Here is a 16,680-nt window from a genome sequence, read left to right as displayed (position 1 = left end):
AGAATTCCGAAGTTTAATAGTGGAGAAATCTATAAATGTTATTGAGTTTAAAGATTTCTCCACTTCGCTGCGCTTTGGTCGAAATGACGAACGAAGCTATATCAAATTCGCTTTAATATAATCGTAACTTGTTTTTATTGAATCGATTGGTGTAGGATTATAATTTGTTTCGTGTTCTACAAAAAAATGTTTCATTCCTGAAAGCTTTGCTTCGGCGAAAATAGATTTAAAATCAATTGAGCCTTTACCAATTTCAGTATTCCATTCTGGCTTGGCTTTATCCATATCCTTTACATGCCACATTGGGAAACGACCTGGATATTTTTTAAACAAATCTAATGGGTTGTTGCCTGAACGAACAGCCCAATATAAATCCAATTCAAAATTTACCAGTTCCTTATCTGTATCGGTTAGATAAATATCATATCCTGTGGTATCGCCTAACTTTTTAAATTCGAAATCGTGGTTGTGGTAAGCAAATTTTAAACCAGAAGCTTTTGCAATTTCTGCAACTTTATTAAAACCATCAGCAGTTTTTTTGAATCCATCTGCACCTTTGCTTACATCTACATGAGCGCCAGCGATGGTAAAATAATTACCTCCGATAGCTGCAGCTGAATCTATGTCTGCTTTAAGCTTATCAGTGCTTCCGGTTTTCATGAAATCATCCATTCCATAGTGGCCACTCGGTGCTTTTAAACCATTATCTTTTAATAATTTTAAAAACTCTTTAGGTGTTAAACCCCAGAATTTTCCGTTAGAAAAACCATAGGTTTCCACCTCTTTATAACCCGCCTGGGCAACTTTTTCAATCACACCTTTAACATCAGATGGCAATTCTTTTCTCAAAGAGTATAATTGCAAACCAACATTTTTGGTAGCCTTATCAAATGCAAAAGATGGTAGGAGTAGAGCTGCTCCGGCAGCTAAACCTGCTTGCTTAATAAATGTTCTTCTTGAATTCATTTGAGGGTTAATTAAATTAATTCCTTTTTGATATAGCTACAGCTTGCGGTGATTGAACCAATAGGATTTGGTTTGTAATTGGTTTCATGTTCAACAAAAAAGTGCTTCATGCCTGATAATTTGGCTTCAGCAAAAATTGCCTTGAAATTAATTGAACCTGTTCCAACTTCAGCATTTAAAGCCGGATTTGCCTTGTCCATATCTTTAACGTGCCACATTGGGAAACGACCAGGGTTTGCGGTAAACAATTTCTTAGGGTCGTTGCCTGACCGTACTACCCAGTATAAATCCAATTCAAAATCTACCAGATCCTTTTCGGTATTGTTAAGTAGTATTTCGTAGCCTGTTGTATCGCCTTGTTTCTCGAATTCAAAATCGTGGTTATGATATGCCAACTTAATACCGTCTGCTTTGCACATTTTACCAGCTTCATTTATTTTTAGAGCAAGGTTCTTATAATCTTCAGCATTTTTCCTGATTGAAGTATCTAACCATGGGATAGTTACATAACCCATTCCAAGTGCTTTAGCTGCAACGATTGCTGCTTTTAATTCGTCAGTATTACCATCAGTCAAATATGAGCCTAAACCAAAGTGCCCGCTAACTGCTTTTAGACCGTTATCGTCCAAAATTTTCTTTAAATCAGCTGGGGTTAAGCCCCAAAACTGATCTTTAATTGAAAATCCATAAGTTTCAACCTCGGTAAAGCCTGCTTTTGCTACTTTTTCTAAAGTTCCTTTAACGTCTTTCGGAAGCTCATCCCTAAGCGTATACAATTGTAAACCAATATTTTTTTTATCTGCCATGCAGGCAAATGATGGCACCAATAACGCTGCCGCTGCAGCTAAGCTGCTATTTAGGATAAAACTTCTTCTTGATATCATAATTTGAGTTTTTGCTAATAAATGTTTTTTTCACTTATTAGCGAATTTAAAAATAGGCCAGAAGCCGTAATTATTAGCGAGCTGAAGTTTCTATTTCTGCTTTGGAAGAATTATTATCTTTAAAAAATAGTATAAATAATAGTGCAACTGCACCAGCAATACCGGCTGGAATTAACCAGATTGAGTGCCAATCGTGTAAGCCATTTGAAACATATTTATTAACAACCATTCCAGAAATTATTGAACCAATAAGCATCCCAACGCCGTATGTGGCTAATGTAATAAACCCTTGCGCTGCGCTTTTGAATTTTTCTCCAGCTAATCTGTCCGTATAAATTTGACCTGTAACAAAGAAGAAATCGTAACAAATTCCATGAAGAACAATTCCTCCAATTAACATCCAATAATTGGTGTCGGCATTTCCAAAAGCAAAAAATAAGTACCTTACAACCCAAGCGAACATACCAATGGCCAGCATTTTTTTAACTCCTAAACGAGAAAAGAATAATGGCATTAGCAACATAAACAAGGTTTCTGATACTTGACCTAAAGACTGAATTCCAGCAGCTTTTTTCATTCCAACCTCGTTTAGAAAAGGATTGGTGAAATTATAATAAAAGGCTAATGGTATACAAATAGCAACAGAAGCTATAAAAAATAGTAAATATGATTTATTCTTTAACAAACCAATTGCATCTAAACCCAAAATATCACCAATAGATGTTTTCTCTCCTTTTTTTACCGGTGGCGTATTTGGAAGGAAAAAACTAAATGCACCTAATATTATCGAAGCAATGGAAGCCATTTTGAAGGTTAAAATTAAATTTCCACTCTGTTCCCAATTTAGCCATCCGATAACAATTCCAGCAACAATCCATCCAATGGTTCCAAAAACCCGTATAGAAGGAAATTCCTTACCTGGATCTTTTAGTTGCTTGAAGGAAATTGAATTTACCAATGCTAGAGTGGGCATAAATGCAATCATGTAACCAAGTATGAATGGGAAAAATGCATCAAAGTTTAGCGATGTTCCAGCAACCCAGAGAAGAACACCTCCAACTAGATGCAAAACACCTAATACTTTTTGGGCAGAAAAGAATTTATCAGCAATTAGACCGATTAAAAAGGGAGCTATTATTGCCCCTAAAGATTGAGTACTGTATGCTGAACCAATCTGTACATCGTTCGATAATAGGTTTTTACCAAGGAAAGTTCCCATAGTAACAAACCATGCGCCCCAGATAAAAAATTCCAGGAACATCATGAAAGAGAGTTTGAAGCGAGTAGTGCTGTTCATTAGTTTATTTGGTTTTATATATAATTAGGTTGTAAATAAATGTAATATGGATGATTAAAAATGGATAATTTAAGAGGTTTTGATAATTCACATTATACACTTTCCCTCTTACATCATCTATACTTTATAACTCTTTAATTAAGATGTTTTTGTACCATACTTCATCTCCATGATCTTGCAAAGCGATTTTTCCGGTTTTGAAAGTACCCCAATCTTTCCAGGTTGCAAACTTGCTTCCTGCGATAAGGTTTTTCCAGTTTTCATCCCATAGCGTAGTTTTAACAACTTCAACACCGTTTAAAATCAATGTTAAATTTCCTTTTTTGCTGATGATTTCTGCTTTATTCCATTCGCCAACGGGTTTTACAGGTTCTGACGAGCTTTTTACTAAATCGTAAAGGTCGCCTGCACGGTGTTTGGTGATTTTACCATCAGGATGTCCATCGTTATCAATTACTTGCATTTCTAATCCTGTTGAATAAGTAGCGCCATATTTTGGTGCTTCATTGATGTAGAAGATAAGTCCGCTGTTTGCTTTTGGAGCAACTTTCCAATCATATTTCAAGTGGAAATCGCCATATTCTTTGTCGGTAACTAAATCGCCACCACCATCTTTTCCTTTGGTTGCAAGATCTAAATGTAATGCACCGTCTTGAACTTGCCAAGCACTGCCAACCATTGTTTTGTTGTAAGTATGCCAACCTTTTGTTGTTTTACCGTCAAATAACGGCTTAAAGCCCTTTTGTGCGTTTGATATTTGAGTAACCGCCAGTAATATAAAGGCAGATAGGAAGATTTTTTTCATGTTTTATAATATTGTTAACAAAATATGAAGCAATCTAATTTAGAAGATTGCTTCATACCTCGTAATAATGATTTAGTGGAATTTAAAGCGTTAATTCATTCCAACCTTTACGGTATTCACGTTTAACGAATTGGTTTGCTTCATCAAAATTAGTAATTCTCATATTATCATTATCCCAAAGCATTTTCATATATCTACCAGGATAAGTTACTTTTCCGTTAACCGTTTTTTGAATGTCAAAACTTCTTATTGCAAGATTAGCCATTAAAAGTGCTTCGGTAAGTGGACCAGCAATCTCGAAAGGAGAACTAACTTCCTGCTTGCCATAACCAGCTATTGCTGCATCAACCCATTGCGCATAATGTCCATTTGCACCATCTTTTACACGGGCATATTTTTCAGGAACTTTAATGTCTTTGTTTCGGCTAAGTGGCAATAATTTTGGATTAGCACTATAAGTTTCAGCCATCATTTTACCTTTAGTTCCGATAAATAAAGTTCCGTTACCGCCATCACCAAAAGTTTCGTTTGCCTCTAATTCGGCAGGACGCTCAGGTTGAATACCACCATCCATCCAATGCATCGTAACATCACCTTTGGTTTTATTCGTTTTAGGGAATTTCAAAGTAACGTGACTAGAAGGAGGGCAGCTTTCAGGGAAATAACCACGTTTAAATTCATCTACATAAACAGAGCCGACACTTGCTTCAACTTCTTTAGCGTATTTTAAGTTTAAAACGCTAAATGGAGCTTCGATTAAGTGGCAACCCATATCGCCTAAAGCACCGGTTCCGTAATCCCACCATCCACGCCAGTTGAAAGGCACTAGTTTATCTACGTAGTCTTTATCCGGAGCAGTTCCTAACCACAAATTCCAGTCTAATTCTTTAGGAATTTCGGCTTTCTTATCAGGCCAGGGGATACCTTGTGGCCATACCGGACGATTGGTCCAGGCGTAAACAGTATGTACATCGCCGATTAAACCAGCTTCGTACCATTCCTTCATTTGGCGAGGGCCATCATTTGACGCACCTTGATTACCCATTTGTGTAACAACCTTATATTTTTTCGCAGCAGCTGTTAAAATACGAGCTTCGTGGATATCGTGTGTTAAAGGTTTTTGAACATAAACATGCTTACCTAATTGCATAGCTGCAAGTGCTTGTACCGCATGACTATGGTCTGGAGTTGAAACAGAAACTGCATCGAAGTTTTTATGCTCCTTATCAAGCATTTCGCGATAATCTTTATAATATTTAGCTTTCGGAAATGCTTTAACACTGGCTGCGGCACGTCTATCATCAACATCGCATAAGAATGCAATATCGGCTTTGCCACTTTTTGCAAACATAGCAATATCGCTCTGACCTTTACCGCCGGCACCTATTCCGGCGACAAGCAATCTATCACTTGGTGCTAAAAATCCTTTTCCGCCCAAAACATGGCGAGGTACAATCATAAATGCAGCTGCCGCAATGGCGCTGGTTTTAATAAAATCACGGCGGTTACTCGTGTTTTTATTTTCTTGCTCTGTTTTCATATCAATAGGTTTGTTGGTTGGTCTATTTTTTTCTCAACGATAAAATATATTTTGCCATCAATTTGGCATCTTCTTTCTTTAAAGTTGCATGAGCTGTCATTGGCATAGTTCCCCAAACGCCAGTTCCGCCTTTAATAATTTTATCAGCTAAATAGTTTACATTTTTCTCAGTGTTGGCATATTTTTTTGCAACCTCAACATAAGCCGGACCAATGATTTTATTGGTTTTATTATGGCAGCCTAAACAGTCTGATTTATTAATCAGTTTTTCTCCTGCTGATACTTGAAAAAATGCATTGTTTGCTGCTACAACTGTTGCAACAGCTTTCTCCTTCTCTAAATCTGCCTTTGAAAAGGATGCCATAAAAATAACTACGGCTCCTAAAATTAAAATTGTTTTTTTCATGATATTGTTATTTGTGTGTTTTGCTAATTAATTATAAACCTAAAATTCTTCTGTTAAATGCAGCATCGCTACCAGATGCGGCAAAATCATCAAAAGCTTTATCGGTTACGTTTATAATGTGTTTTTTGATAAATTCAGCACCTTCTCTAGCGCCATCTTCCTGATTTTTAATGCAACATTCCCATTCCATAACGGCCCATCCTTTAAAATCATATTGAGCCAATTTACTAAAAATGGTTTTAAAATCAACCTGACCATCGCCTGGTGAGCGATATCTGCCAGCACGATTTGCCCAACTTTGGTATCCACCAAAAGTACCTTGTTTTCCAGTCGGATTAAACTCAGCATCTTTAACATGGAAAGCTTTTATCCTTTCGTGATAAAAATCGATGTACTGGATATAATCTAATTGTTGTAGCACGAAGTGTGATGGATCATACAATAAGCATGCCCGAGGGTGATTGTTTACCGCTGATAAAAACATTTCATAGGTTTCACCATCAAATAAATCTTCTCCCGGGTGAATTTCGTAACAAACATCTACCCCACAGTTGTCAAATTCATTAAGAATTGGTGTCCATCTTTTAGCTAATTCTGCAAAGCCTTCTTCTACCAAACCTGCAGGGCGTTGTGGCCAAGGATGAAAGTATTGCCACAATAATGAGCCACTAAAAGTAGCATGCGCATTCAGGCCTAAGTTTTGTGAAGCTTTAGCCGCATATTTCATTTGCTGAACTGCCCATTCAGTTCTTGCTTTTGGGTTTTTATGAACTTCTTTTGGTGCAAATGCATCAAATAAATCATCGTAAGCCGGATGAACGGCAACCAACTGACCTTGTAAATGCGTAGAAAGTTCAGTAATCTCCAAGCCATAAGAAGCAATTTTACCTTTAAGCTCATCAGCATAGGTTTTACTTTCAGCAGCTTTTTGTAAATCAATAAAACGGCTATCAAGCGTAGGCATTTGAATACCTTTAAAACCTAAGCCTTTGGCCCATTCGCAAATGCTATCTAATGAATCAAATGGAGCTTCATCACTAATAAACTGTGCTAAAAATACAGCTGGTCCCTTTATCGTTGTCATTATTGATTAAATTTTATAGTCCCACCACTTTTGGTCAGAATTACTTGAATTTACTACATTTTCTATAAATGCCATTCCACGAATACCATCTTCAGTGCTTGGAAAATCAAGCATTTCTTCAGTAGGTGTTTGCTTATTTAATTTAGCGTCAACCGTTAATGCAAAGTTTTTATAAATATTTGCAAAGGCCTCTAAATAACCTTCGGGATGCCCGCCTGGTGTACGCGTATTGTGTTTAGCAAAGCTAGCCATGTAACCATTTCCGGTGCGATAGATTTGTGCAGGGGCATCAAGCCATTTTACGATTAAAGTATTTGGCTCCATCTGATGCCATTCAAAGCCACCCTTTTCGCCATAAACTTTTATTTTAAGTGCGTTTTCTTCACCTGCTGCAACTTGTGAAGCTACGAGAACGCCATTAGAACCATTATCAAATTTTAATAGAACGTTACCATCATCATCAATTGCTCTGCCTGGTACAACAATATTTAAATCGGCACAAATTTTAGTGATTTTTAAGCCTGAAATATATTCTGCAAGTTGTGCAGCGTGTGTGCCGATATCTCCCATACTTCCACTTTTACCTGTTTTAGATGGGTCGGTACGCCATGCAGCCTGAGCATTTCCTTCGCGTTCTGATAATTTACTTAACCAACCTTGAGGGTACTCAACAATGATTTTGCGAATCGCACCTAAAGCACCTTCCTTAACCATTTGCTTAGCCTGCTTTACCATCGGATATCCAGAATAGGTATGCGTTAAGCATAATGTTAATCCGGTTTCTTCAACTTTTGCTTTTAGCTGCTTTGCTTCTTCTAAAGTTAGGGTAATCGGCTTTTCGATTACAACATTAAAACCAAGTTCTAAAGCCATCATTGCCGGAGCAAAATGTGCAAAGTTTGGAGTTACTATAGTTACAAAATCAATCCTTTCATCAGCTGGTAATTCGCTTTCCTTTTGCAACATTTCTTCATAGGTTTTATAAATTCTGTTGTCTGGTAGAAATAACATTTTACCCGATTCATACCCAACCTCTGGATTTACACTCAAAGCGCCCGCAGATAGTTCGATTAAACCATCCATGTTTGCCGCAAGGCGATGTACGGCACCGATAAAGGCGTCTTTGCCGCCACCTATCATGCCCATTCTTAGTTTTCTTTGCATAACGATATTAGGATATATGGTAAAAGGTTTAAGGCGATGGATGAATACCCTGCGCCTTAAACCTTTCAGCTTTACCTTTATTTAAATATTATTTTTCTTTAATTCTTTTACTGCATAATCGGCAGCACGTGCGGTTAAAGCCATAAATGTTAACGATGGATTTTGACATGCGATAGATGGCATGCAGGAACCATCGGTTACAAAAACATTACTAACTTCATGCATTTGGTTCCATTTGTTTAGAACTGATGTTTTAGGATCGTTACCCATTCTGGCAGTACCCATTTCATGAATTGCCATACCTGGATAACAGCCATTGTCGAATGTTTTGATATTTTTCATGCCTGCTTTTTCTAACATTTCAGCAGCATCATTCATCATATCAACACGCATTTTTTTCTCGTTCTCTTTGTACTCGCAATCGATAGCCAATACTGGTTGACCCCACTTATCTTTTTTAGTTTTATCGATGTAAACTTTATTTTCGTAATAAGGTAACATTTCGCCAAAACCACCTAAACCCATGCTCCATTTACCTGGTTTGGTCATTTTTTCTTTTAAACCTGAACCAAATGATAACTCAGCAACATCGCTTTGCCAATTGCTTCTGTTCGCACTGCCTTGATAGCCAAACCCACGTAAATAATCACGCTTATCGTTACCAATATTTTGGTAGCGCGGAACATAAATTCCATTGGCACGGCGACCGTAAGTGTATTTATCATCAAAGCCTTCAGCATCGCCAGAAGCGCCACAGCGAAAATGGTGATCCATTAAATTGTGACCTAACTGACCACTACCATTACCTAATCCATTTGGATGTGCATCGGAAGTTGAATTTAATAAAATGAAGGTAGAACCCAATGTAGAACCGTTAACGAAAACGATTTTAGCATAAAACTCCATTGTTTCATTTGTTTGTGCATCAATTACCATAACACCCTTTGCTTTCTTCGTATCCTTATCATGAATGATATGGTTTACGATAGAGTACGGTCTAACAGTTAATCTTTTAGTTGCCATTGCTGCCGGCAGGGTAGAAGATTGAGTAGAAAAATATGCGCCAAATGGACAGCCACGGCTACATAAGTTTCTATATTGACAATTTCCGCGACCTTTGTGAGGAACAGTAAGGTTGGCAACGCGGCCAATCATCATGATACGCTCTCTGTTGTAGGCTTCCTCAATACGTTTCTTAACCGATTTTTCAACAATATTCATGTCCATTGGAGGCAAAAACTCTCCATCAGGACAAGTTGACCAGTTTTCTTTTGAACCACTGATGCCAGCGAATCTTTCTGCATAATCGTACCATGGAGAAAGTTCTTTGTAACGAACAGGCCAATCGTTTCCGTGTCCATCCTTTGCGTTATCTTCAAAGTTATGGTCGCTAAAACGGTAACTCTGGCGACCCCACATCAGTGATTTACCACCAACATGAAATCCACGATACCAATCGAAACGTTTATCTTCAGTGTAAGGGCATTCCAAATCGTTAACCCACCATTTTTCATTTGCTTCCTGGTAAGGATAATCTCTTTTCTGAACTGGGTGCGTACGTTTTTGTTCTTCAGTTAATCTACCTGCATGCTTAAACTCCCAAGGGCTTTTCATAGCGTTTTCATAACCTGTGATGTGCTCTATGTTCATGCCTCTCTCAAGCATTAGAACACGTAAACCTTTCTCAGTAAGTTCTTTTGCAGCCCAGCCGCCACTAATTCCCGATCCTATAACAATAGCATCGTAAGTATTTTCAGCTTTTAAATTTGTATTTAAATTCATGATGTTTTGTTGTTGTTTTAGAAATTAGGTTGCCCAAGATTTTTGACCTGGTTTTAATTTTGCATTGCCATCGTATCTTCCTGGAACAAGAACATACTCGCGGGCTTTTGTGCAACCAATTTCAGAAGAATAGTAGCCTAATAAAGTTAAATCTCTTGCGGTGATGAAGAAATAAACTAAATCTTTGTTTTCTTCAGATTTAGTTTCTTTTTGCGCCAACGACATTGCTCTTAAATCAATCATGAGCTTAGTTCTTTCCGGAACAGTTAATGCAACATAATTTTTCTTGAAATCGCTAAGTGATTTAGCCTGTAGTTCACGAAATCCTTTAGCAAAAGAATTTTGCATTTCTTTAGGATAACAATCCTGCATCATCATTGGGATGAATTTGCCTAACCCGGCAGCCTTTGCTCCGGCAGATGATTTTGTAGTCGGTACAATTATATCAGCAAATTCAGCAAAGATTTTCTCATCCTGCTGAGAGAATGATACAAAATTCTTCTCGTTTTCCGGGAGCGTGAAACCTTCGAATAAAACGCCCATCGTACTTGCCGAGATGGCTCCTCCCAACAAGAAAGCCACGTTTTTTAGTGCTTCTCTTCTATGCATTGTTATAGTATTTTATATATTTTGGTTGTAATATATTGATTTAGTAATATTAGAAAAATATGCCGGAAATATTAAATCGCCTGTGTATAATTAACACTATGCAATGCTATTGTTACTTCGTGGAATCGTTCTAAATAATACTGTATGGATTTCGTTTTGCGCCGTTCTAAATCGATTTTATAATGCTAAAATCATCCAAGATTTAAATGTTGTTTTTACTAATGAGTTAAGTGTTTATATTTGAATTTAATAAAACTTAAATCAGGTTGTTTTTTATGTAATTATAGCTTTCGGCGATGCTTGTATAAACGTCTTTTTTAACTAAATCTTGTTCAGCAAAAATATAGTCTAAACCAGCAGCATTAGATGCTGCAAAAATGCTCTTGAAATCGATCTGTCCGGAACCTACTTCAGCAAAAACACTTTTATCTGTTTTATCCATATCCTTAACATGAAACATTTTATACCTGCCTGGGTTTTTCTTAAACATCTCAACAGGATTTAAACCTGCATTTACAGCCCAGAAAATATCCAATTCAAAACCAACCAATTTTGCATCAGTTTCGTTTAATAAAACATCAAAGCCTGTTTTGCCGTTACCTTGGTCTTTATATTCGAAATTATGATTATGATAAGCCAACTTTAAACCTGATTTTTTACAAAGCTCAGCTGCCTGATTAAATAATGCTGCCATTTTTTTGTAATCATCTAAAGTACCATTAGTTCTAATATCTGTTGGTAAAGCTGGAATTACAAAGTATTTCTGACCAACTGTTGCTGCGGTTTCGATGTGTGATTTTAAAACAGAATCACCTTTACCCGATAAGAAATCACTTGTGTTGTAATGTCCACTTGGTGAAGTAAGGTTGTTGTTTTTTAATAGCGTTACAAAATCCTTAGCTTCTAATCCCCAGAAACCTTTAACTTCATATTTGCCTGGATAGCCGTAATAGGTTTCTACCTGATTATAACCAATACTTGCTACTTTTTGAATGGTTGCGTTTACATCAGCTGCTAACTGATCTCTTAATGTAAAAAGGCCAATTCCAATTTTAGAAATTTTGGTCGGATTTGCTAGGGCTGATGATATAAATGATGGAGACAGGTAAGCTGCTGCTGCGGCTAATCCTGCTTTTTGTAAAAATTCTCTTCTGTTTGACATGATGTTTTTTGTTTAAATGAAAAAGCCGGAACATTTGCTCCGGCTCTATTTGTTAAAATGAATAAGCTAACGAACCCCAGAAAGTACGTTGTAATAACGTTCTTCCTATTAAAAGTGTTCCTGGAGCAATGTTAGAGAAATCTCTAAATTGGTCTCCACGAACATCACCCTCGGTTAAAACTTTTGCATCTAACAAGTTGTCTGCCCAAAATCTTATTGCTATTTTCTTTGTGAAATTATAACCAGCTCCTGCTTTCATTACAACGTATGAAGGTAATTCATAGCTTTCGCTTGGCGAAGTAAATCTGCTACCTACATAATTTGCTGCAACATATAAGTTGAAGTTTTTATACTCGTAGTTTGCACCTAACTCTGTGTTAAGAACCGGTACACGCTCTGTTCTGTTACCAGTAAAACTGTAAACACGGTTGCCAAATTCTGCCGCAACTGCCGCATTTGCACTTGTGTTAGCTTCGTAATCTGTGTATTTTGAATCTTGTAAAGTTCCTGTAAAACGTAAGCTTAAAGGTTTAGCAATTTTGTATGATACTTCATATTCCGCACTCCAGGTACGGGTAGAACCGAAAGCAATTAAAGCTTGCTGTCCTGCTGCAACTGTAGGTACGTTAATAGTTAACGATACATTTTTAATTGCTGAATAACTTCCTGATGCAAATACAGCTAAGTTGTTTTTAGCATATTTAAAACCAACCTCACCTAAATAAACAGGACGTTTTTTAATGTTTGCTGCATTATATGCTGAAGCATTATAATCGCCGATGTTTGGCGCATTGTATGCTTTAGTTGCACGGGCGAACATGCTTGCCGTTGAATTGATTTTGTAGTTTGCACCAATAGATGCAGACCAGTTTGTTAAGGTTTCATTATAACCCGTGTAACCCAGAATGTTCGGACTAGCACCTGCAGCAATATTAACGGTTCCGTTAGCATTTAATGCATAGTATGGTCTATCTCCTTTAACATTTTGATTGTCGATTCTTGCGCCGATATCTAAACGCCATTTTTCGTTGATTTTTATTTCATCGCCAGCATAAAGAGATAAAGTTCTGGTATCACCAATAAATGTATTTTTTGTTTGGATGGTTCTTTCCAACGCAGTTGGCGATTGCAAGATAATGCTTGGATGCTCTTGAAATTCTGTGAAAGAACGGAAAGCAAAACGTAAATCATCACGATTGTATTGATGTATCCCTGCACCTATGTTTAAGCTGTGGTTTTTAAATGTTTTTCTTAAATCTAAGTAATTTACCACTTGAACATCGCTGTTAATCTGCCCTTGTGCGTTAGATGTAACTACATAATCACCAGCCGCAAAAGGTGCAACTGCTCCACCAGGATAATAGTATGGAGTAGCAGCAGTTCTTGCCGTGATACCTGCTGGCGCAGTGTAAGTGCTATTTGTGTGTGTATTTTGGTAACGGAAATTGTTTACAATTTGCCATCCTGCATCAGTAGTATAATTAAACTGGAAGCCAGCCGAACCTAATTTGGTATGAATACCATCAGTTAAACTAAAGTTGTGAAGTCCTGTTGATGGGTCGTTATAGCTCCATTCTGTTTGACGAGGCAAAATTGATTGCTCTGCCATATTGTAATCGCGGTAAGTTGTTGGTTTACCTGTACCATCATAAGGGTAATAGCTGGTTAATAAGAATTGAACTTTATCATTCAAATATTTACCATATACTCTGATGAATCCCTTGTTGTTTTTGAAACTGAAAGTCATGTTACCTTTAATCTGCCCACCTTGGTTAGCCGGATTAAAACCTTGGTCAACAACTCCGTTATCAGTTCTGTAAAAACCACCGATGTTGTATTTAATATGATCGCTTATTTTGCCACCAGTATTTCCATCAAAACGATATAATCCCTGAGAAAAGCCGGTCGTAAATTTGAACTGACCGTATTGTTTATCAGCACCAGCATAGCTGATGTTATTAACTACAGCGCCTGGCGTATTTGCCTGAACAATTGCAGCGTTACCACCTCTAATGGCCTCAATGTTTTGAATGGTTAAATCAGTTTTATAATATTGATCTACCGATGGATTGGTGTTAAAACCGGTAGGTAATAATGGCAAACCATCCTCCTGAATACCCAAGAAAATATAACCACCTTGTTGCGGAAACCCACGTACCCACACGTTACCAGGGCCATCACCACCTGTACTTTCTACTGTTAAGCCTGGTATAGCTTTTAATAAATCTGTACTGTTTAGTGGTGCTCTATTGGTAATGTCTTTATTACTTACAGATGTTAAGGCAACACTACTTTCCAATTTTTTCTTTGGATTTCCGCCTGTTACTACGACACTCTCTAACTGTAAATTATCTTCAGATAAACTGATGCTAATATTTTCATCAGCATTTCCTGGCGATAACATTACTTCTTTAGAAATGTAACCTACATATCTAACCACTAATACGCGACTGTCAACAGTTAAACTTTTTAAAGAGAAATTACCATTTTCATCGGTTGTTGTGCCTGTAGTTTTACCTTTTACGGTTACCGATACGCCCGGAAGCGGGTTACCTTTACTATCCGTTACCTTTCCGGTTACGGTTCCATCAAAAGCCTTTAAAATTTCTAAGTTGTTATTAGCGGGAATAGAATAGAGCAAAATTTGATCTTTAACTATCCTATATCCCACATCATAACGTTTTAGCGAATTCTCAAGAAAGTATTTAAGTTTTTGATTGACAACATTGATTGAAATTTTCCTGTCAGAATTTATAAGTTGTGGGCTGTAAACAAACTTTACATTTGCTAAAGATTCTGTTTTTTCAATAATGGTTTTTATATCTGTTTTATCAGCTTTAATTGAAATTGATTTATTAAGAAATGCCTGAGCATCTGCGTTTTTAGCAAGTGCTGTACAAGAAAATATTGTTATTGCAAGTATTTGGTAAATCGAAACTCTCATTGCATATATTGCCAGCGAAATAAGTTGATTTTTTTTCATAAATTTGGTTATTGTTCATTAAATGATTGGATTTATTGGACATAGAAATACCATGAATACATTCAGATGTATTTAACTCGCCGGCAATGCCCCACATTGTCGGCTTTGTTTTTTAAGAATATATTATGGAAAGGGTGCCGCGGTTACGGGCTGTTGGTAAGTACTGCTCTTTTCATAATTGTTTATATTTGGTTTTAGTTTTTATTTGAAACCACAATGCTGGTTCCTTTTATTTGGTATTTGCTTGAAATAGAACCGCAGACAAGGTCTAATTGCTCATAAAGACCTTTTTTGCTTAAATCTCCGGTAAATGTGTAGGCTAAAATATCTTCATTATCAGAAATGATATCTATGCCATAAGCTTCAGTAAGTGTTTTAAAAATCGATTTTAAACTTTCCTCTTTAAAGTTGTAGTTTAAGTTTGTAGTTATGTTGTAAGCTTCAGCTAATGGAATAGGCTTATCAACCAATGTTTTATTTAAATTATGATTAGCAAAAACCCCCTTTTGGTTTGGTTTTAATAAAATTGGCTTTGCTATTTTTTTATTGCTGTTAAATAATGTGCTTTCCTCATTTTCATTAACCTGAACTTTACCTGTTCTAACACCTACCTGTGCTGGTAAACCATTCTTTGCAGATTTTACATGAAAACTTGTACCTAAAACCTTAACAACAATATTCTGATTGTAAACATAGAAAGGTTTTTTACGATTTTTACTCACTTCGAAAAAAGCATCGCCTTTTAAATAAACTGTTCTTTTATTCGTTGCAAATGCTTCAGGATAAATTATGGTTGCATTAGGTTTCAGTTTTACCCTGCTGCTATCACTCAAAAAGAAATAAATTGGCTCAGTGCCATCATTTGTTTTCGTGATAAGATTCAGGTTTTCATTAGCATTAATAAATGAGTTTTCTGCATGGTTTGTATTTGCCATGTATAAACCACCAATTAAAAAAGCAACCATTATCGATGCTGCAATGGCAATTTTTGGCCAAAGCTTTCTTATTTTAGAAACCGGTCTTACAGTTTTAGCCGGATTTATTTTTTGCCATATGCCATCCTGCATTTCTGCAAGTTCTGCCGATGAAATATCCTGAAAGTTTTTGTTGTTTAAATTATGATACCATTTATCAACCCAAAGCTTTTCGGCTTCTGTGCACAAACCGTTATTATAGCGGTTAAGTAAATCGATGAATGATTTCTGATTCATAAGGAAAAATATTTGGCTTTATACATACAAGTAACGCAAAGCCTATTAACCCCTAAACCTATCCCTTAAATAATTTCAATTATTTTTTAAGTGTCTGATTATCAATTATAAAAATATATAGAAATTCTTAATATATTCTTTAATTCTTTTTATCGAACGAGTGATATGGTACTCCACGGCCTTTTCAGAAATGTTCAATTCGTTAGAAATATCCTTTACAGATTGATATCGATATCTACTCAGCCTAAAAACTTCTTGTGTTTTTGAAGGCAAAGAATTGATGCTTTCTTCTATTATGCCAGATAAATCATTAAGCGCAATACTTTGGTTTGTATCATCGTTATTTTCGGTATAACTTAAAGTTTGGTATTCAATGTACTTATTTTCGGTAACCAAACTGCGGATGTGATTAATCACACTCAGCTTTAACGCACCAAATAGATAAGCTTGTAAATTCTCAATTTGTAGCGTTTCTCTTTTTTCCCAAAGGGTGATAAAAATATTCTGAACCAGTTCCTCTGCTATAACCCTATCGCCGGTTTTTTTAAAGGCAGCAACCAAAAGTTCTTTACTGAAAGCAAAGTATATTTTCTCGTAAGCCAACTTATCACTTTTTTTTAGGCGACTAAGTAAATCAATAGAATTTTCAGGCTCAAAGGGGCTCATTTTTTATTTGGTGTGCTACAATTATAGTAAATGTAATTAATTATTTTAATCGGTAGTGTAAAAAACAACTGCTTTTAGTATGTTACATTAGCATTTTTTCAACGTTAAGCATTAAGTCTAA

At 36.4% G+C, this 16,680-nt stretch carries 14 protein-coding genes; all 14 read right to left on the bottom strand.

All coding sequences use genetic code 11. The features are described 5' to 3' along the window. Positions 1-96: 96 nt before the first annotated feature. The 14 genes from QWY86_RS09270 to QWY86_RS09205 all read right to left on the bottom strand — a co-directional run bounded on the left by QWY86_RS09270 (position 97) and on the right by QWY86_RS09205 (position 16,559). On the bottom strand, positions 97-966 hold the full coding sequence (locus QWY86_RS09270) for a sugar phosphate isomerase/epimerase family protein (protein ID WP_290241191.1): 870 nt from the start codon (positions 964-966) through the stop codon (positions 97-99). Positions 967-977: 11 nt separating this feature from the next. Then, positions 978-1,850, bottom strand: coding sequence for a sugar phosphate isomerase/epimerase family protein (locus QWY86_RS09265; RefSeq protein ID WP_290241188.1), 873 nt, complete (start codon positions 1,848-1,850; stop codon positions 978-980). A gap of 73 nt (positions 1,851-1,923) precedes the next feature. Next, a complete protein-coding gene (locus QWY86_RS09260) occupies positions 1,924-3,147 on the bottom strand; it encodes a nucleoside permease (protein WP_290241185.1) in 1,224 nt (407 codons plus the stop codon). A 124-nt stretch (positions 3,148-3,271) separates the two neighbouring features. Further along, positions 3,272-3,952 carry a 3-keto-disaccharide hydrolase gene (locus QWY86_RS09255; RefSeq protein WP_290241184.1) on the bottom strand — a complete coding sequence of 227 codons (681 nt, stop codon included), beginning with the start codon at positions 3,950-3,952 and terminating at the stop codon, positions 3,272-3,274. An 82-nt stretch (positions 3,953-4,034) separates the two neighbouring features. After that, complete coding sequence (locus tag QWY86_RS09250; RefSeq protein WP_290241181.1) at positions 4,035-5,492, bottom strand: Gfo/Idh/MocA family protein; 1,458 nt, start codon at positions 5,490-5,492, stop codon at positions 4,035-4,037. A 22-nt stretch (positions 5,493-5,514) separates the two neighbouring features. Next, positions 5,515-5,898 (bottom strand): c-type cytochrome, encoded by a 384-nt coding sequence (locus QWY86_RS09245; RefSeq protein WP_290241179.1) that lies wholly within the window; start codon positions 5,896-5,898, stop codon positions 5,515-5,517. Positions 5,899-5,929: 31 nt separating this feature from the next. Beyond that, positions 5,930-6,982 carry a sugar phosphate isomerase/epimerase family protein gene (locus QWY86_RS09240; RefSeq protein WP_290241177.1) on the bottom strand — a complete coding sequence of 351 codons (1,053 nt, stop codon included), beginning with the start codon at positions 6,980-6,982 and terminating at the stop codon, positions 5,930-5,932. 6 nt (positions 6,983-6,988) lie between these two features. Next, complete coding sequence (locus tag QWY86_RS09235) at positions 6,989-8,146, bottom strand: Gfo/Idh/MocA family protein (protein WP_290241175.1); 1,158 nt, start codon at positions 8,144-8,146, stop codon at positions 6,989-6,991. Between the two features lie 81 nt (positions 8,147-8,227). Continuing rightward, positions 8,228-9,928 (bottom strand): GMC oxidoreductase, encoded by a 1,701-nt coding sequence (locus QWY86_RS09230; protein WP_290241173.1) that lies wholly within the window; start codon positions 9,926-9,928, stop codon positions 8,228-8,230. Between the two features lie 24 nt (positions 9,929-9,952). Next, a complete protein-coding gene (locus QWY86_RS09225) occupies positions 9,953-10,537 on the bottom strand; it encodes a gluconate 2-dehydrogenase subunit 3 family protein (protein WP_290241170.1) in 585 nt (194 codons plus the stop codon). A 256-nt stretch (positions 10,538-10,793) separates the two neighbouring features. Next, positions 10,794-11,699: a sugar phosphate isomerase/epimerase family protein gene (locus QWY86_RS09220; RefSeq protein WP_290241168.1), complete on the bottom strand. Its 906-nt coding sequence runs from the start codon at positions 11,697-11,699 to the stop codon at positions 10,794-10,796. A gap of 52 nt (positions 11,700-11,751) precedes the next feature. After that, positions 11,752-14,682, bottom strand: coding sequence for a TonB-dependent receptor (locus QWY86_RS09215; protein WP_290241166.1), 2,931 nt, complete (start codon positions 14,680-14,682; stop codon positions 11,752-11,754). Positions 14,683-14,876: 194 nt separating this feature from the next. Next, positions 14,877-15,893, bottom strand: a complete 1,017-nt coding sequence (locus QWY86_RS09210) for a FecR family protein (RefSeq protein WP_290241164.1) — start codon at positions 15,891-15,893, stop codon at positions 14,877-14,879. A gap of 105 nt (positions 15,894-15,998) precedes the next feature. Further along, on the bottom strand, positions 15,999-16,559 hold the full coding sequence (locus QWY86_RS09205; RefSeq protein WP_290241162.1) for an RNA polymerase sigma factor: 561 nt from the start codon (positions 16,557-16,559) through the stop codon (positions 15,999-16,001). Between the last annotated feature and the right edge of the window lie 121 nt (positions 16,560-16,680).

The organism is Pedobacter aquatilis (assembly GCF_030409415.1).
Lineage (GTDB): Bacteria > Bacteroidota > Bacteroidia > Sphingobacteriales > Sphingobacteriaceae > Pedobacter > Pedobacter aquatilis.
This window is presented reverse-complemented; position numbering and strand designations above follow the sequence as displayed.